The organism is Proteus sp. LHD240705 (genome assembly GCF_047921555.1).
In the GTDB taxonomy this organism is placed as follows: domain Bacteria; phylum Pseudomonadota; class Gammaproteobacteria; order Enterobacterales; family Enterobacteriaceae; genus Proteus.
Genome location: NZ_JBLRMI010000001.1, coordinates 525,577 through 543,884, shown reverse-complemented (window position 1 = coordinate 543,884; position 18,308 = coordinate 525,577). Strand labels below are relative to the sequence as shown.

The 18,308-nt window shown below is 38.5% G+C and carries 13 protein-coding genes; 12 read left to right on the top strand and 1 reads right to left on the bottom strand.

The annotated features are described in order from the left end of the window. Positions 1 to 37 precede the first annotated feature (37 nt). From nirB to oppF, 9 genes are all read left to right on the top strand, one after another. Entirely contained in the window at positions 38 to 2,584 is a 2,547-nt protein-coding gene (nirB, locus tag ACNART_RS02555; RefSeq protein ID WP_368926609.1) for a nitrite reductase large subunit NirB, read from the top strand. Next, on the top strand, positions 2,581 to 2,925 hold the full coding sequence (gene nirD / locus ACNART_RS02550) for a nitrite reductase small subunit NirD (RefSeq protein ID WP_198619934.1): 345 nt from the start codon (positions 2,581 to 2,583) through the stop codon (positions 2,923 to 2,925). Before nirB ends, nirD begins: the two co-directional genes overlap by 4 nt. Positions 2,926 to 2,939: 14 nt before the next feature. Further along, positions 2,940 to 4,322: a siroheme synthase CysG gene (gene cysG, locus ACNART_RS02545; RefSeq protein WP_368926611.1), complete on the top strand. Its 1,383-nt coding sequence runs from the start codon at positions 2,940 to 2,942 to the stop codon at positions 4,320 to 4,322. A 651-nt stretch (positions 4,323 to 4,973) separates the two neighbouring features. Next, positions 4,974 to 6,611 (top strand): ABC transporter substrate-binding protein, encoded by a 1,638-nt coding sequence (locus ACNART_RS02540; RefSeq protein ID WP_198632185.1) that lies wholly within the window; start codon positions 4,974 to 4,976, stop codon positions 6,609 to 6,611. 270 nt (positions 6,612 to 6,881) lie between these two features. Further along, positions 6,882 to 8,519 carry an oligopeptide ABC transporter substrate-binding protein OppA gene (gene oppA / locus ACNART_RS02535; RefSeq protein WP_109372137.1) on the top strand — a complete coding sequence of 546 codons (1,638 nt, stop codon included), beginning with the start codon at positions 6,882 to 6,884 and terminating at the stop codon, positions 8,517 to 8,519. A 79-nt stretch (positions 8,520 to 8,598) separates the two neighbouring features. Beyond that, positions 8,599 to 9,519, top strand: a complete 921-nt coding sequence (gene oppB, locus ACNART_RS02530; protein WP_023581988.1) for an oligopeptide ABC transporter permease OppB — start codon at positions 8,599 to 8,601, stop codon at positions 9,517 to 9,519. Between the two features lie 18 nt (positions 9,520 to 9,537). After that, positions 9,538 to 10,446, top strand: a complete 909-nt coding sequence (gene oppC / locus ACNART_RS02525) for an oligopeptide ABC transporter permease OppC (protein ID WP_100160272.1) — start codon at positions 9,538 to 9,540, stop codon at positions 10,444 to 10,446. Positions 10,447 to 10,456: 10 nt separating this feature from the next. Further along, the gene (locus ACNART_RS02520) at positions 10,457 to 11,443 is read left to right on the top strand and encodes an ABC transporter ATP-binding protein (RefSeq protein ID WP_368926612.1); all 987 of its coding nucleotides are present in this window, start codon (positions 10,457 to 10,459) and stop codon (positions 11,441 to 11,443) included. Then, positions 11,440 to 12,447 (top strand): murein tripeptide/oligopeptide ABC transporter ATP binding protein OppF, encoded by a 1,008-nt coding sequence (oppF, locus tag ACNART_RS02515; RefSeq protein WP_109372141.1) that lies wholly within the window; start codon positions 11,440 to 11,442, stop codon positions 12,445 to 12,447. The genes ACNART_RS02520 and oppF overlap by 4 nt, the downstream gene beginning before the upstream one ends. Before the next feature lie 98 nt (positions 12,448 to 12,545). On the opposite strand, the gene ACNART_RS02510 is transcribed toward oppF, so the two are convergent. Then, positions 12,546 to 13,703, bottom strand: coding sequence for a pyridoxal phosphate-dependent aminotransferase (locus ACNART_RS02510; RefSeq protein WP_198619939.1), 1,158 nt, complete (start codon positions 13,701 to 13,703; stop codon positions 12,546 to 12,548). A 283-nt stretch (positions 13,704 to 13,986) separates the two neighbouring features. Here ACNART_RS02510 and ACNART_RS02505 point away from each other — a divergent pair, with 283 nt between their 5' ends. The 3 genes from ACNART_RS02505 (at position 13,987) to ACNART_RS02495 (ending at position 18,257) form a co-directional block, all read left to right on the top strand. After that, positions 13,987 to 15,447, top strand: a complete 1,461-nt coding sequence (locus tag ACNART_RS02505; protein WP_198619940.1) for a TrkH family potassium uptake protein — start codon at positions 13,987 to 13,989, stop codon at positions 15,445 to 15,447. 292 nt (positions 15,448 to 15,739) lie between these two features. Continuing rightward, positions 15,740 to 16,990 carry a cytosine permease gene (gene codB / locus ACNART_RS02500; RefSeq protein ID WP_198619941.1) on the top strand — a complete coding sequence of 417 codons (1,251 nt, stop codon included), beginning with the start codon at positions 15,740 to 15,742 and terminating at the stop codon, positions 16,988 to 16,990. After that, entirely contained in the window at positions 16,980 to 18,257 is a 1,278-nt protein-coding gene (locus ACNART_RS02495) for a cytosine deaminase (RefSeq protein WP_198619942.1), read from the top strand. Before codB ends, ACNART_RS02495 begins: the two co-directional genes overlap by 11 nt. Positions 18,258 to 18,308 lie beyond the last annotated feature (51 nt).

The following is an 18,308-nucleotide window of genomic DNA, read 5'->3' as shown; positions in this document are numbered from 1 at the left end:
TATTTTAGCCTTAGAAATCTTTAAATCTGAGGCAAAAATGAGCAAGAAAACACTCGCAATCATCGGTAATGGTATGGTGGGGCACCGTTATATCGAAGAGTTGATTGATAAAGGTGGCAATGAAGAATTTAATATTGTCGTCTTTTGTGAAGAACCTCGCGTTGCATATGATAGAGTCCATCTCTCCTCTTATTTCTCCCATCACACCGCAGAAGAACTCTCTTTAGTTAAACAAGGCTATTACGAAAAACACCAAATAGAAGTATTAATTGGTGAGCGTGTTATTACCATTAATCGTGACGAAAAAGTGGTACACACTAATACGGGGCGTTGTGTTAGTTACGATAAGTTAGTGATGGCAACGGGCTCTTATCCATGGGTTCCTCCAATTAAGGGAAATAACTCATCAGATTGCTTTGTCTATCGGACTATTGAAGATTTAAATGCAATCGAATCTTGCGCACGTATTAGTCGTAAAGGGGCGGTGATTGGTGGAGGACTTTTAGGTTTAGAAGCCGCTGGTGCGCTAAAAAGTTTGGGTATTGAAACTCACGTTATCGAGTTTGCACCAACATTAATGGCAGAACAGCTTGATGCATTAGGTGGTGAGCAACTTAAGCGAAAAATAGAGCGTATGGGTGTAAAAGTGCATACGTCTAAAAATACACAAGAAATATTATCGACGGGAGAAAGCGCACGTAAGACACTGCAATTTGCAGATGGTACTTCTCTTGAAGTTGACTTTATTGTGTTCTCCACAGGTATTCGCCCAAAAGATAAATTAGCTCGCCAATGTGATTTAGATATCGCACCAAGAGGCGGTATTGTTATTAATGATTATTGCCAAACAACCGATCCTGATATTTACGCCATTGGTGAATGTGCATCTTGGCAAAATAAAACGTTCGGCTTAGTTGCACCGGGCTACAAAATGGCGCAAGTAGCGGTTGATAATCTATTAGGTCATCACTCTGTATTCCAAGGCGCCGATTTAAGCGCAAAATTAAAACTTCTTGGTGTTGATGTGGGCGGTATCGGTGATGCTCACGCTCGTCAAGAAGGGTGTCGTAGTTATATTTATCTCGATGAAGGCAAAGAAATTTATAAACGCCTGATTGTCAGTGAAGATAACAAATACCTACTAGGCGCAGTATTAGTAGGCGATACAGAAGATTATGGCAATCTTTTGCAACTATCACTGAACACTATTGAATTACCAGAGCATCCAGACTCCTTAATTTTGCCTGCACATGCAGGAAGTAAGCCAGCAATTGGTGTTGATTCCTTGCCTGAAACTGCACAAATCTGCTCTTGTTTTGATGTGACAAAAGGCGACATTATTCAAGCAATTGAACGAGGATGTCATACAGTCGCTGCTATTAAGGCAGAAACCAAAGCGGGCACAGGGTGTGGTGGCTGTATTCCATTGGTGACTCAAGTTTTAAATGCAGAATTAGCAAAACAAGGTATTGAAGTTAATCACCATCTTTGTGAGCATTTTCACTATTCTCGCCAAGAGCTTTATCATCTTATTCGCGTAGAAGGGCTGAAAAGTTTTGATGAATTGTTGAAAAAACATGGTCAAGGTTATGGCTGTGAAATATGTAAACCAACAGTGGGTTCATTGCTTGCTTCATGTTGGAACGATTATATCTTGCGTGATGATTTAGTTGCTCTGCAAGATACTAATGATAACTTCCTTGCAAATATGCAAAAAGATGGGACTTATTCCATTATTCCTCGCTCTCCAGGTGGTGAAATTACACCCGCAGGCATTATTGCTATTGGGCAAATTGCTCAAGAATATAATCTATATACCAAAATTACTGGCTCGCAACGCATGGCGATGTTCGGTGCGCATAAACAGGATTTACCCGCTATTTGGGAAAAACTGATTGCTGCGGGTTTTGAAACAGGTCATGCCTATGCGAAAGCACTGCGCATGGTAAAAACGTGTGTGGGTAGCAGTTGGTGTCGTTTTGGCGTCGGTGATAGTGTCGGTTTGGGGGTTGCGTTAGAGCATCGCTATAAAGGCATTAGAACACCTCATAAGATGAAATTTGGTGTCTCAGGTTGCACCCGTGAATGTTCTGAAGCGCAAGGAAAAGATGTGGGGATTATCGCCACAGATAAAGGTTGGAACCTCTATTTTGGTGGAAATGGCGGTATGAAACCACGCCATGGTGATCTCTTTGCATCTGATCTCGATGAAGAAACTTTAGTACATTATATCGACCGTTTTATGATGTTTTATATTCGCACCGCCGATAAACTGCAACGCACTTCAGTGTGGCTAGATAATTTAGAAGGCGGTATTGAATATTTACGTGATGTCATTATTAACGACAAATTAGGCTTAAATGCACAGTTAGAAAAAGAACTGAAAGCCTTACAAGAACGTGTCGCTTGTGAATGGAAAGAAACAGTTGATTCTCCAAAAGCATTAAAACGTTTTGCCCACTTTATTAATAATCCAATGCCTGATCCGACTGTACAAACGGTAAAAGAACGTTTTCAACACCGTCCCGCACGTTTACATGAACGTATTGATATCAAAATGATCACTGAGGAGGCGCAATCATGAGCCAATGGATAGCTGTTTGCCAATTAGATGACATTACGCCAGGAACAGGTGTTTGTGCGCTGGTGGAACAAGATCACGTTGCCATATTTCGCCCTTATTCTGATGCACGTTTATATGCGTTAAGCAATATAGATCCCTTTGCACATTCGAGTGTTTTATCTCGAGGGCTGATCGCTGAACATGAAAATGAGTTGTATATCGTCAGTCCGCTGAAAAAACAGCATTTTCGTTTAACGGATGGTTTTTGCCTTGAAGATGAGAGTTTCTCGATCACCCATTTTGACGTCAAGGTTGAAGGCAATACTGTCAGCGTACGTAGCCGTAATGAATCATCTCAATAAATAGGGGAATGAATATGGATTACTTTCCAATATTCTGTCAGCTCAAAGATAAACCTTGTTTATTAGTGGGAGGGGGTGAGATTGCTGAACGTAAAGCCCGATTGCTTATGGAGGCGGGGGCTATTATTTCTGTTATCGCACCTTCGTTTACAGAGCAGTTTATGCAGTGGCATTCTGAGCAAAAACTAAACTGCATCACTGGTGTATTTACTGCGGATCATCTATCAAGTAAGTGGCTTGTTATTGCGGCAACAGATAGTGAGCAAGTGAATCAACAGGTTTTTCAATCCGCGACAGAGAAACAGATATTTTGTAATGTGGTTGATTCACCAGAACAAGCCAGCTTTATTATGCCTTCTGTTATCGATCGTTCTCCTATTGTGGTGGCTATTTCATCGGGCGGAAAAGCCCCTGTGCTAGCGCGTATTTTGCGAGAAAAAATTGAGCAACTACTCCCAAATTATCTCGGTGCATTAGCGAAACTTGCGGGAAAATTAAGAGAAGAAGTAAAACAACGTTTTTCATCCATAAGTGCAAGACGTTATTTCTGGGAGCAATTTTTTGCAGATAAATCATTACAAGCTGAAATTGAAGCACAAAGAGACGGCGATATTGAGCAACGTATTAGCGCGCTATTATCTGAAAATCAGCAACCTCAAGGCAGTGTTGTTTTAGTCGGAGCAGGGCCGGGTGATGCTGGGCTAATGACTATTAAAGGGTTACAGCAGTGTCAACAAGCTGATGTGGTGGTTTACGATAGATTAGTATCTGATGAGGTAATGGCATTAGTCCGCAGAGATGCACAGCGTATTTATGTTGGTAAGCAAGCGGGTTTTCATTGTGTTCCTCAAGATGAAATCAATCAAATTTTAATCAAAGAAGCCGTAGCAGGAAAACGGGTGGTGAGATTAAAAGGAGGTGATCCCTTTATTTTTGGTCGAGGTAGCGAAGAGCTAGAAGCCTTGATTGAACATCATATTCCCTTTTCAGTGATCCCCGGTATTACCGCGGCTTCAGGCTGTACAACATATGCGGGTATTCCTTTAACGCATCGAGATTATGCACAAAGTGTCCGCTTTATTACTGGGCATGGCAAAGGATTAAACGAGGCTGAATGGCAATGTATTGCACAAGAAAACCAAACGTTAGTCTTTTATATGGGATTAAGTAAAGCCCGTTATATTCAGCAAATGCTACTTAGCCAAAATATGCGCGCAACCATGCCGATTGCGATTATTGAAAAGGGCACTTTAACCACACAAAAAGTGATTGTTGGTCAATTACGCCAACTGGCAGAGATGGCAGAAACAATGGAAAGCCCTGCACTGATTATTGTGGGGGAGGTTGTCACACTGAATGAGAAGCTACAATGGTTTCAATCCAAATCGGCTAAATAGCTGAAAAGAATTGATGATATCATTTTAAAATTAAAAACCTCTTTAATATTCGATATGTATATTAAAGAGGTTTTTTTATCTAACACATAGAAATATAAATGAAAAATTGTTTAATTACATTTCAATTAAACATTTAGATTAAAATTTAAAAACAAATAATAAAATTGAATATTTAATAATCTATAAATATGTTTAGACTAGAATCGTTATTCAGTCTAAAGATGAATTTATTGTTATTTTTAATTAATTTCAAAGAGAAACTCTTTACAAACAAAGCATCATAAAGTTCTGCAAGTCGGATAAAACCCATCCTAATTATATTAATTTTGTGAGCTAAGTAGGTTTTCTATCTATAAAACTTGCATGATGTTAATTTAATGTTTATTTGTTGTTTTGCTTCTCTCGATATATATTTTTTATTTTCTCAGGATAGAACTCTAGAGGGCTCAATAAAGTTAAGTGATAAGAATACCGCATTAATTGACAAAATTTACGATAAGTGTAAAAAAGAAGAGTGTTGGTATCATTTTTATCTTATTAATATCTTTAAACGTTTGAGAGCCACAAATATTACAATCAAAATTTAACAACGATACATATCGTTAATTGAGCGACCCCGCTATAAATTATTGTTTATTAGGAGAGGTACCCATGAAAAATAAAGTTACGTTAAAAACAGTGTTTCCACTCAGTATTATGTCACTTGTATTAACCTCCTTTTTTTCTCATGCCGTCACTCTTCCTGAAGGTACTATTCTGGCAAAACAACAGAATATTGTGATTAATAACGGTACTGAAGTTTCATCACTTGATCCGCACAAAGTAGAAGGCGCACCAGAAACTAATATTATTTTAAATTTATTAGAGGGGCTGACCTACGTTGGACCTAATGGTGAAAGCATGCCTGGCGTTGCACAACGCTGGGAAACTAATGATAACAAGGTGTGGACATTCTATTTGCGAGAAGACGCAAAGTGGAGTGATGGCACACCAGTTACAGCTGAAGACTTTGTTTATAGCTGGCGTCGAGTAGTAGATCCTAAAACAGGATCGCCTTATGCCAGTTATCTCGAATATGCTTATGTTGAAAATGTTGCAGATATTCTTAGTGGCAAAAAATCCCCTGAAACATTAGGTGTGAAAGCGATAGACGCTCACACTTTGCAAGTCAATTTAACCAAGCCAATCCCTTATTTAGTCGATATGGTCAGCCACACTCCGTTAAAGCCAGTTAAAAAAGAGATTGTTGAAAAATATGGCGTGAATTGGACTCGTCCTGAAAACTTTGTCGGTAATGGTGCTTATGTTATTGAAAATTGGGTGGTGAATGAAAAGGTGACTTTAAAACGAAATCCACTTTATTGGGATAATAAAAACACCATTATTGAGCAAGCCACATTTTTACCAATTAGTTCAGAAACCAGTGATATAAATCGCTACCGTAGCGGTGAAATAGATATCACTAATAGCGCTATTCCTCCTGTTCTTTATAGAAAAATGAAGCAAGAGCAGCCAGAGAATTTACATGTCACACCATATTTATGTACTTTCTATTATGAATTAAATAATAAAAAAGCCCCTTTTGATGATCCTCGTGTTCGAGAAGCCGTGAAATTGACTCTTGATAGAGAAGTCATTGCTGAAAAAATAATGGGACAAGGACAAATACCGGCTTATTCTTTTACTCCCTCTTTTATTGGCAATGGTAATTTTAAACCGCCTAAATGGGCTTATTGGACACAACAGCAACGTAATGAAAGGGCGCGTGAATTATTAAAAGAAGCGGGGTTTGATGGTCAAAATCCTCTGACTTTTACCTTGCTCTACAATACGTCAGATCAAAATAAACAGCAGGCAATAGCGGCAGCATCAATGTGGAAAAAAAGTATTGGTGCCAATGTGACGTTGCAAAACCAAGAGTGGAAAACGGCATTAGAAAACCGTAACCAAGGAAATTACCAAGTCGCGAGAGCAACATGGTGTGCAGATTACAATGAACCTACCTCGTTTTTAAACTCGTTTCTTTCCACAAGTAGCCTGAATACCGTTTTTTATGAAAATAATGATTACGATGATGCATTAAATAATGCCTCAATTGCTGTTGATAAAGGGGCTCGCCATCAACTCTATCAGCGCGCTGAAGCCTTGCTAGACAAGGACTCCGCGATAGTACCTGTCTATTATCGAGTCAGTGTTAGATTAGTTAGTCCAAAAGTAGGTGGATTTACAGGCAAAGACCCCTTTGATTATACGGACTTAAAGCGCTATTTTATAAAGGCAGATAACTAAAACTGGTAAATTATCGATATTCTATAGTTATGTGTGATTTGAATTATTAAAAGTGACTTAAAAAGTAGTTAACCAATAAAAAGCTACACAAAAAAGATAGCGGCATAAAAAATTATAATGCTATCAGGCAATTAAGCACTGATAGCAAATAAGCAAGATTGATTTATTTTTTGTAAAAACAATAAGTTGTGTAAACCGTTCTAAAACACAACTGAACATCACAGAATGGTTGTCTAACAACCAGCTCACTAACTGGGAGTATTTTATAAGATGAGTAATTTAACTAAAAAGAGTGCGTTGGCGATTGCAATAAGCGCAATCTTTGGATTGTCAGCGCTAACGGCTAATGCCGCTGTTGTTCCAGACGGGGTAAAATTAGCTGAAAAACAAGTGCTCGTACGTAATAACGGCTCTGAACCACAATCACTTGATCCTCATAAAATCGAAGGTGTACCTGAGTCTGCATTAGCGCGTGATCTTTTCGAAGGCGTTACTATTGTTGGTCCAAATGGGGAAATTTTACCTGGCTCTGCAACCAGCTGGGAAAATAAAGATTTTACTGTTTGGACATTCAAAATTCGTGAAGGCGCTAAATGGTCAAATGGTGAACCTGTTACAGCACAAGATTTCGTTTATAGCTGGCAACGTTTAGCGGATCCTAATACTGCATCTCCTTATGAAAGCTATCTGCAATATGCGCATATCGTGAATATTGACGATATTATTGCAGGTAAGAAAAAAGCCACAGAATTAGGTGTTAAGGCATTAGATAACAACACATTAGAAATCACTTTATCTGAAGCAGTGCCTTATTTACCAAAATTATTAGCTCACTCCTCCATGTCGCCAGTTAACCAAAAAGTAATTGAAAAATTTGGTGAAAAATGGACACAACCTGCTAACTTCGTCGGCAACGGCGCTTATAATTTAAAAGACTGGACCGTCAACGAACGTATTGTTTTAGAACGTAGCCCAACTTATTGGGATAACAAAAATACTGTTATTGATAAAGTTACGTTCTTACCTATCTCATCAGAAGTCACTGACGTAAACCGCTATCGTGCGGGTGAAATCGACATGACATATAGCAATTTACCGATCGAACTTTTCCAAAAACTAAAAAAAGAGATCCCAGATGAATTGCGTATAAGCCCATATTTATGTACTTATTATTATGAAATTAATAATGAGAAAGCACCGTTTAATGATCCTCGTGTTCGTGAAGCGCTGAAACTGTCAATGGACAGAGATATCATCACTTATAAAGTGAAAAACCAAGGTGATATTCCCGCTTACGGTTTTACTCCGCCATTTACAGACGGAATTAAAGAGAGTAAACCAGAATGGTTTGCGACTTGGACACAAGAACAGCGCAATGAGAAAGCACGTCAATTGTTAGAAGAGGCGGGCTATAACAAAGCAAACCCACTGAAATTTAAACTTCTGTACAATACTTCAGATCTTCATAAAAAAGTGGCAATTGCTGCTTCTTCAATTTGGAAGAAAAACTTAGGTGCAGATGTGTCTCTTGAAAACCAAGAGTGGAAAACGTTCTTAGATACACGTCACCAAGGAACTTATGATGTTGCGCGTGCGGGCTGGTGTGCAGATTATAACGAACCTTCTTCATTCCTGAACATGATGCTGTCTTACAGCAGTAATAATACTGTTCACTATAAAAACACAGAGTTTGACGCATTGATCAAAGAATCTTTACGTGTGAAATCTGATGACGAACGTGCCGCTATTTATCAAAAAGCTGAAGGCGTATTAGATAAAGATTCGGCCATTGTTCCACTTTACTACTATGTAAACACCCGTTTAGTTAAACCTTATGTGGGTGGTTATTCAGGTAAAGATCCATTAGATAATTTACATACTAAAGACTTGTACATTATTGCTAAGTAATCGGGCGAGACCTTGTCTTTTTTAAGGCAAGGTCTTTTTATCGTCACGCCTGAATAGGTTTGTGTTATAGGAACGGGCAATGCTCAAATTTATTTTTCGTCGCTTTTTAGAAGCGATACCGACTCTATTTATTCTAATAACAATTTCGTTTTTTATGATGCGATTAGCACCTGGTAGCCCTTTTACAGGGGAAAGGAAACTTCCACCAGAGGTCATGGCAAATATTGAAGCGAAATATCACTTAAATGATCCCATTTATAAACAATACTTCGATTATTTAATTCAATTGTCGAAAGGGGATTTAGGGCCTTCTTTTAAATATAAAGACTACAGTGTAAACACCTTAGTCGGTAAAGCATTCCCTGTTTCAGCTAAATTAGGGCTGTCGGCATTTATTTTTGCCGTGATTTTAGGTGTGGGGGCAGGCGTGATAGCCGCACTGAATCAAAACACCAAATGGGATTATACCGTCATGACTTTTGCCATGACGGGAGTTGTAATACCGAGTTTCGTTGTTGCACCACTGCTTGTACTTATTTTTGCCATTACCTTAAGGTGGCTACCAGCTGGTGGCTGGAATGGCGGTGCGGTGCAATATATGTTGCTACCAATGATTGCACTGTCGCTTTCTTATATTGCCAGTATATCGCGTATTACCCGTAGTTCAATGATTGAAGTATTACACTCAAACTTTATCAGAACGGCAAAAGCGAAAGGCTTGCCGATGAAAAGAATTGTGTTGCGTCATGCTTTAAAACCTGCGTTGCTACCTGTTATCTCTTATATGGGGCCTGCATTCGTCGGTATTATTACGGGCTCAATGGTTATTGAAACCATCTTTGGATTGCCAGGTATCGGACAATTATTCGTTAATGGTGCTTTAAACCGAGATTACTCATTGGTATTAAGCTTAACCATTATCGTAGGTGCATTAACAATTTTCTTTAATGCGATTGTCGATATTTTATATGCCGTTATTGATCCGAAAATTCGTTACTAATAGATACTGGAGCGCGTTATGTTATCACTGAAGGAAAACAGCGAAGCTCTGGGGAATTTCTCGGAGCAGCTAGATATTGAAGGCCGTAGTTTATGGCAAGACGCTCGTCGTCGTTTTATGCACAATAAAGCGGCGATTACGAGCCTTATATTACTTTTCTTTATTTTATTATTTGTCATTTTTGCCCCAATGTTATCGCCTTTTGTCTATGACGATACCGATTGGGAGATGATGTCAATGGCACCTGATTTTGCCTCTTCTCACTATTTTGGTACTGACTCATCTGGGCGTGACTTATTAGTCCGTGTTGCGATTGGTGGACGTATTTCATTAATGGTCGGTATAGCGGCTGCTTTTGTTGCCGTTATTGTTGGTACACTGTATGGCGCAATGGCGGGCTATATTGGTGGACGTGTTGACTCTGTGATGATGCGTTTACTGGAAATCCTAAACTCATTTCCATTTATGTTCTTTGTTATCTTATTAGTGACATTCTTTGGTCAAAATATCTTACTGATTTTCGTTGCTATCGGGATGGTATCTTGGCTCGATATGGCGCGTATTGTAAGAGGACAAACCTTAAGTTTAAAACGTAAAGAGTTTATTGAAGCTGCATTAGTTTGTGGTGTGTCATCACGCAATATCGTGTTAAGACATATCGTACCTAACGTACTGGGTGTTGTTGTGGTTTATGCCTCTTTATTAGTCCCTAGTATGATTTTATTTGAATCCTTCTTAAGCTTCTTAGGTTTAGGAACGCAAGAACCATTAAGTAGTTGGGGAGCACTATTAAGTGATGGTGCAAACTCAATGGAAGTTTCTCCTTGGTTGTTACTTTTCCCGGCTTCGTTCTTAGTTGTCACACTGTTTTGCTTTAACTTTATCGGTGATGGCTTACGTGACGCATTAGACCCGAAAGATCGTTAAGGAGAACAAAATGACAAATACAACAAACAAGTCGTTATTAAGTGTTAAAGATCTCTGTGTGACTTTCGGTACACCGGATGGTGATGTTACCGCAGTTAATAAGCTCAACTTTGAATTATCCGCAGGTGAAACCCTCGGGATCGTTGGTGAATCTGGCTCAGGTAAATCCCAAACGGCATTCGCATTAATGGGATTATTAGCGAAAAATGGTCGCACAGCGGGTAGCGCAAACTTTAATGGTCGTGAGATCTTAAACCTTCGCCAAAGTGAATTAAATAAAATGCGCGCTGAAGAAATATCTATGATATTTCAAGATCCAATGACTTCATTAAACCCGTATATGAAAGTTGGTTCGCAGCTTATTGAAGTATTAATGCTTCATAAAGGCATGAGTAAGAATGATGCTTATGCAGAATCAGTACGCATGTTAGATGCAGTAAAAATGCCAGAAGCTCATAAACGAATGAGTATGTATCCTCATGAGTTTTCAGGCGGTATGCGCCAACGAGTCATGATTGCAATGGCATTGCTGTGTAAGCCTAAACTTTTAATTGCTGATGAACCGACAACCGCACTTGATGTGACGGTTCAAGCGCAAATCATGACCTTACTCAATGAGCTTAAGAGTGATTTAAACACTGCGATTATTATGATCACTCATGACTTGGGGGTTGTTGCGGGTATCTGCGATAAAGTGTTGGTGATGTACGCAGGACGTACCATGGAGTACGGTAAAGCGCGTGATATCTTCTATCAACCATCACATCCATATTCTATCGGATTGTTACAGGCTGTTCCTCGCTTAGACGGTGAAGATGAACGACTCGCAACCATTCCGGGAAATCCGCCTAATTTATTACGTTTACCAAAAGGCTGCCCATTCCAACCTCGTTGCCAGTATGCAACAGAGCAATGCTTAACGAGTGAACCTCAATTAGAGCAATTCGCACAAGGCCGACTACGAGCCTGTTTTAAAGCGGTGGAGGAATTGGTATGACTCAAGCCATGTTACAAGATAGAAAAGTTATTCTTGAAGTGAATGACTTAAAAGTTTATTTCGATGTTCAAGATAATAAACAGTGGTTTTGGAAAGCGAAAAAAAGCCTAAAAGCCGTTGATGGTGTCACACTACGCTTATATGAAGGTGAAACATTAGGGGTTGTTGGTGAATCTGGTTGTGGTAAATCGACTTTTGCTCGCGCCATTATTGGTTTAGTTAAAGCCTCTGGTGGTACAGTCTCTTGGTTAGGCAATAATTTATTGGGAATGGGAAATAAACAATGGCGCGATATTCGCCAAGATATCCAGATGATTTTCCAAGATCCGCTGGCTTCCTTAAACCCAAGAATGACCATTGGTGATATTATTGCGGAGCCGCTTAAAACCTATCACCCTAAAATGAAACAGGCTGAAGTTGTTGAAAAAGTGAAAGCAATGATGATGCGAGTCGGATTATTGCCAAACTTAATCAACCGTTACCCACATGAATTCTCAGGTGGACAATGCCAACGTATCGGTATTGCTCGCGCGTTAATTTTAGAACCTAAATTAGTGATTTGTGACGAACCCGTTTCAGCATTAGACGTATCAATTCAGGCTCAAGTGGTTAACTTGCTGAAAGATATTCAAAAAGAGATGGGATTATCTTTAATCTTTATTGCCCATGATCTAGCGGTGGTAAAACATATTTCAGATCGTGTATTGGTGATGTATTTAGGGCATGCAGTGGAGTTAGGAACGTATGATGAAGTTTATCATCATCCATTACACCCTTATACCAAAGCGTTGATGTCAGCGGTGCCTATTCCTGATCCTGATAAAGAGCGCAATAAGCATATTGATTTATTGGAAGGGGAATTGCCTTCTCCGATTAATCCACCATCAGGCTGTATATTCCGTACACGTTGTCCGATGGCAGATGAAGAATGTGCCAAAACACGCCCTTTATTAGAAGGGAGCTTTCGCCATGCAGTCTCTTGCTTAAAAGTTGATCCGCTTTAAGGCGATTGAATGATTAAGTAAAGTAGAAAAAATGCCCTTGAAGTTTTATTTTCAAGGGCATTCTATTTATTAACGGATCGAAAGATCACCAAATCAGATTAAATCCAACCTTTAGTTCTAAAGGCTTTTAATGTAGAAACAAAATAGCTCATCTCTTCTGGTGTGCCTAAAGTTAAACGGCTCCAACCCAAAGCAGGTGGAAACTCACGACCAACCATAATATTCGCTTCTTTCATTCTGTTTTGATAGGTTTTTACATCGCCTTTCACTTTATGGAATATAAAGTTTGCATAAGAAGGTGCATATTCAATATCCAGCTCTTTTAAGACATCAACAACCATTTGACGAGAAACATCAATCGATTTACGGCTATATTCCACATAAGCTTTATCTTTTAATGAGGCTAATGCAGCAACAGCACCCGCAGTGTTGGTATTATCAATGGAAACAAACACATCAACATTGGTAATAACCTCAGGTACAGCAACACCATAACCCACACGAAGCCCTGCTAATGCGTAAATTTTTGAGAAAGTACGTGCAACAATTAGGTTTTTATAACCCGCTTCAACTAATGTAATCGCACTGGTAAATTCAGGCGTTGAAGCAAATTCCGCATAAGCTTCATCAATAATAAAAAAGACATTTTCTTTGGCTGATTTTATCCAATTCGTCAATGCAGCCGTCGGCGTTAACATCGCTGTTGGGTTATTCGGATTGCATAAATATACCATGCTAATACCATCAAACTCTTGCGCTTTTTTCTGCATGGTTGCTAAATCAAACGCCAGTGTTTTATCAACGGGTACTTTAACGATTTTTACGCCTAAAGGTTCTGCATAAAGTTCGGCATAGTTAAATGTTGGATCAGGAACAATAAGTTGAACCGCTTTACCTTCTTTTTGTGCTTTATTTGCCACAAACTGTACGGCTGCTTGAATTGTCTCAGATGAGCCATTTCCCAAGGTGATGTGCTTATCTGAAAGTTTAAATTCTTTCCCTAATTCGCTAATTAATGAGCTACGCGCATCGTCTGGATATCTAAAGGCATTAGGTAAAGCATCAATAATAGCCTGTTTCGCTTTTTGCGACATACCAAGTGAATTTTCATTAAAATTTAGCAGTAACGGATTTTCTGCATTAAATACCAATTTATTTTTTAGTGTTTCATTGGCATAGGCAGAGCTAACAAATGAACTTAATGAAAGACCACCAATCACTAAGCTGGATGAAGTTAAAAATGACCGACGATTCATGTTATGTTTCCCAAGTAAATTATTCTATGTTTTATTAGTTCTTATAGATTACTAAAAAAAAGACAGAAGTAAATAATTATGTTGTATTTGTGACTATAAATTCATTTTTGGGGGTTAGGGAAAAGTTCTGTCATTGAAAAAAAGAATGAGTAGGGAGTAAACTTGTCAGTTATCAATTTAAAATAAAAAGAAAAATTATTGATAATGATAAGCCATACTGAATTATGTCAATTTTGAACATTTAATGTAGCGGACTAAATCGCGAATATGGGCATCATCATTTATGCGTGTATCTAATCATTTTAAAATCATTGTGCATCTTTGTAGCTTTCTCATTGTTCTTTATAGCTTAACAATGATACCGCCTATGTTGGTTGCGCTATATGAAAAAGAGCAAAGTCTATTTTCTTTTGCATTGTGTTTTTTTATCTTTTTTTGTGGAGGTTTATTTATTTGGCTGAAAACAAAAATAAAAGATATTCAGCTGAAAACACGAGATGGATTTATTATTATTGCCTTGTTTTGGTTGTTATTTTCTTTAATTAGCACATTACCTTTATGGCTGAATGAGCAACTTAATATGCGCTTTGTTGATGCGCTTTTTGAAGGGGTGTCAGGGATAACAACCACAGGCGCTTCTGTTTTTCACAATGTGACTGATTTACCTAAATCTATTCTTTACTATCGCGCACAGTTAAATTTTGTTGGAGGATTAGGTGTTATTGTACTGGCTGTTGCCGTTCTTCCCTTATTAGGCATTGGGGGCATGAAATTATATCAATCTGAAATGCCTGGGCCATTTAAAGAAGAAAAGTTAACGCCTCGCTTAGCAAGTACAGCTCGTAATTTATGGTTTACTTATATTCTGCTAGGTAGTTTATGTATTATCGCGTTTAAAATAGCGGGAATGTCTTTTTTTGATGCGCTTTGTCATGGTTTATCGACTGTGTCTTTAGGCGGATTTTCAACATATAGCGAAAGCATTGGCTATTTTAATAGCGCAAAAATTGAATTTGTTGCAGGGCTATTTTCACTCCTTTCAGCAGTCAATTTTACCCTCTATTTTGCATCCTTAGCTAAATTTAGTTTACGACCATTATTAACCAATCCAGAGTTTCGTTTTTTTATTACAGTGGCATTGCTAGTTATCGGTTTGATCACATTTGAAACATGGCGCAGTAATATGTATTCATTCCCAGATGCTTTTATTCATTCTTTTTTTCTAACCAGTTCGATGATCACTGACAACGGGCTTGCAACAGCAGATTATGCTCAATGGCCACAACATATTATTGTTCTCTTACTATTTTCTAGTTTTTTTGGTGGTTGTGTTGGTTCGACGTGTGGTGGAATTAAAGCTATTCGATTTTTAATTCTCTATAAACAGAGTCGCCAAGAAATTCATCAATTAATTCATCCAAAATCAGTGAGTTCCGTTCGTGTCGGCGACAGTATTATAACTTCTCGACTCCTTAATTCCGTTTGGAGTTTCTTTTTTCTTTATACACTCTGCGCTTGTTTTTTTATTTGGTGTTTAAGCATGATGGGCTACGATTTAATTACAGCTTTTGCTACGGTGGCAGCATGTTTAAATAATATGGGATTGGGATTTGGTGAAACAGTTGCTGGTTTTGGTGAAATTACCGACAGTGCAAAATATTTAATGTGTCTTGCTATGTTACTTGGTCGATTAGAAATTTATACGCTACTTGTTTTATTATCTGCTTCCTTTTGGCGTAATTAAAATATGACTAAAATAAACGTTATGATTTAAAAATGAACATGGTTTAAAAGATAAAGAATATTATCATTAATTTCTCTAAAGAAATTCTTTCTTAAAAATCCATTCTATAAAATTAGATAACTTCAAATACAATAACGATTTTTCTCCTATTTTTGTGATGAACATCAACTCTCCTTAAATAAAGCGTTCCATTAATTATAATAAACAGACAACGAAAACGTTTGCATAATATTTTTATGTAGATAGAATTCGTCAGATTTTTTTGGCTAGGTGAAATGAATAGGAGGTTAAAGTGTCTCAGGACAACAATTATAGTCAGGGCCCTGTGCCCATATCCGCAAGAAAGGGTGGATTGGCGTTAACCTTTGTGATGTTGGGATTAACGTTTTTTTCAGCCAGTATGTGGACTGGCGGCGCTCTTGGTACTGGTCTTTCCTTCAATGATTTCTTCCTCGCAGTTCTAATTGGTAATCTTCTTCTTGGTATCTACACCGCATTTCTTGGTTTTATTGGTTCAAAAACAGGTCTTACCACTCATCTCCTCGCGCGTTACTCTTTCGGTATTAAAGGTTCTTGGCTTCCCTCATTTTTACTCGGTGGTACTCAAGTTGGTTGGTTTGGTGTGGGTGTGGCAATGTTTGCCATCCCGGTAGGAAAAGCCACTGGTATTGATATTAATCTCCTCATCGCCGTTTCCGGCATTTTAATGACCATCACTGTATTCTTCGGTATTTCCGCTCTCACCGTTCTCTCTATCATTGCTGTTCCAGCAATCGCCATCCTTGGCAGTTACTCTGTTTATCTTGCCATACATGATATGGGCGGGCTTTCAACGTTAATGGGTGTTAAACCAACTCAGCCATTAGATTTCAATTTAGCGCTGGCGATGGTTGTCGGATCGTTTATTAGTGCGGGAACGCTTACAGCTGACTTTGTCCGTTTTGGACGAAACCCTAAAGTTGCAGTGGTTGTCGCAATTGTTGCGTTCTTTTTAGGCAATACATTGATGTTTGTCTTTGGTGCAGCAGGTGCCGCTTCATTGGGAATGGCAGATATTTCTGATGTGATGATTGCGCAAGGATTATTACTTCCAGCGATTGTCGTATTAGGCTTAAATATTTGGACAACCAATGATAATGCGTTATATGCCTCTGGATTAGGATTTGCCAATATTACAGGCTTATCAAGCAAAAAGCTTTCAGTGATAAATGGCATTGTCGGTACACTGTGTGCATTATGGCTCTATAATAACTTTGTTGGCTGGTTAACCTTTTTATCTGCCGCAATTCCACCAGTAGGTGGTGTTATCATTGCAGATTATCTGATGAATAAAGATCGTTATAGCACCTTCAATGCAGATAAAATGCAATCAGTTAACTGGGTCGCATTACTGGCTGTTGCAATTGGTATTGCCGCGGGGCACTGGTTACCAGGTATCGTACCTGTTAACGCAGTATTAGGTGGTGCAATTAGTTACGCTGTGTTAAATCCAATATTAAATCGTCGTACAGCTCGACAAGCGGAGATAAGTCATGCTGGGTAAGAATATCGAACAAATTAATCATGCTCGTCTCGTTGGAAAAGAGGGTTTGTGGCGCATTACGCTTAAAAACAATAAAATTGAAGCGATAGAGCCACAACCTGAGAATAACTTTCATCCTGAAGCATTAGATGCGCAAGGTGGTTTAGTTCATGCTCCTTTTGTTGAGCCTCATATTCATTTAGATACAACACAAACAGCAGGGCAACCGAATTGGAATCAATCGGGAACATTATTTGAGGGTATCGAGCGTTGGGCTGAAAGAAAAGCGCTGTTAACTCATGATGATGTTAAACAACGTGCATGGCAAACGCTTCAATGGCAAATTGCTAATGGTATTCAACATGTTAGAACCCATGTTGATGTTTCGGATCCATCGCTGACAGCATTAAAAGCCATGCTGGAAGTGAAAGAAGAAATTAAACCTTGGATTGATTTGCAAATTGTTGCTTTTCCACAAGAAGGTATTTTGTCTTACCCTAATGGTGAAGCTTTATTAGAAGAAGCATTAAAATTAGGCGCTGATGTTGTCGGTGCTATTCCTCACTTTGAATTTACGCGTGAATATGGTGTTGAATCACTGCATAAAACCTTTGCATTAGCACAAAAATATGATCGCTTAATTGATGTTCATTGTGATGAAATTGATGATGAACAATCTCGCTTTGTTGAAACTGTTGCCGCTTTAGCACATAAAGAAAATATGGGCTCAAGAGTAACAGCAAGTCATACAACCGCAATGCATTCTTATAATGGGGCTTATACTTCGCGTTTATTCCGTTTATTAAGAATGTCTGGTATTAACTTTGTGGCGAATCCTTTAGTTAATATTCACTTGCAAGGTCGTTTTGATACTTATCCAAAGCGTCGCGGTATTACTCGTGTAAAAGAGATGCTAGAAAGTAATATTAATGTTTGTTTTGGTCATGATGATGTTTTTGATCCTTGGTATCCATTAGGCACAGCAAATATGCTTCAAGTCTTACATATGGGACTGCATGTTTGCCAATTAATGGGCTATGGTCAAATTGATAATGGGTTACAGTTAATTAGTCATAATAGTGCGAAAACATTGGTCTTAACGGATTACGGTGTTGAAATAGGAAATAGTGCAAACTTTATTATTTTGCCCGCAGATAATGGATTTGATGCCTTACGCCGTCAAGTACCTGTACGTTATTCAATTCGCCACGGTAAAGTGATTGCACAAACAGAGCCAGCGAAAACAGAAATTATGTTAGATAAGCCAACAGCGATTAATTATAAATAATCTAACAAGTTGGATTTTCGAATAACAGATAAAACGGATAAGTCGATTAAT

Coding starts and splice junctions, on each gene's coding strand:
- ACNART_RS02510 (WP_198619939.1), bottom strand. CDS start 13,703: ATGAATCGTCGGTCATTTTTAACTTCATCCAGCTTAGTGATTGGTGGT.
- ACNART_RS02520 (WP_368926612.1), top strand. CDS start 10,457: ATGACAAATACAACAAACAAGTCGTTATTAAGTGTTAAAGATCTCTGT.
- ACNART_RS02505 (WP_198619940.1), top strand. CDS start 13,987: ATGCGTGTATCTAATCATTTTAAAATCATTGTGCATCTTTGTAGCTTT.
- oppC (WP_100160272.1), top strand. CDS start 9,538: ATGTTATCACTGAAGGAAAACAGCGAAGCTCTGGGGAATTTCTCGGAG.
- cysG (WP_368926611.1), top strand. CDS start 2,940: ATGGATTACTTTCCAATATTCTGTCAGCTCAAAGATAAACCTTGTTTA.
- nirD (WP_198619934.1), top strand. CDS start 2,581: ATGAGCCAATGGATAGCTGTTTGCCAATTAGATGACATTACGCCAGGA.
- ACNART_RS02495 (WP_198619942.1), top strand. CDS start 16,980: ATGCTGGGTAAGAATATCGAACAAATTAATCATGCTCGTCTCGTTGGA.
- oppB (WP_023581988.1), top strand. CDS start 8,599: ATGCTCAAATTTATTTTTCGTCGCTTTTTAGAAGCGATACCGACTCTA.
- oppA (WP_109372137.1), top strand. CDS start 6,882: ATGAGTAATTTAACTAAAAAGAGTGCGTTGGCGATTGCAATAAGCGCA.
- oppF (WP_109372141.1), top strand. CDS start 11,440: ATGACTCAAGCCATGTTACAAGATAGAAAAGTTATTCTTGAAGTGAAT.
- nirB (WP_368926609.1), top strand. CDS start 38: ATGAGCAAGAAAACACTCGCAATCATCGGTAATGGTATGGTGGGGCAC.
- ACNART_RS02540 (WP_198632185.1), top strand. CDS start 4,974: ATGAAAAATAAAGTTACGTTAAAAACAGTGTTTCCACTCAGTATTATG.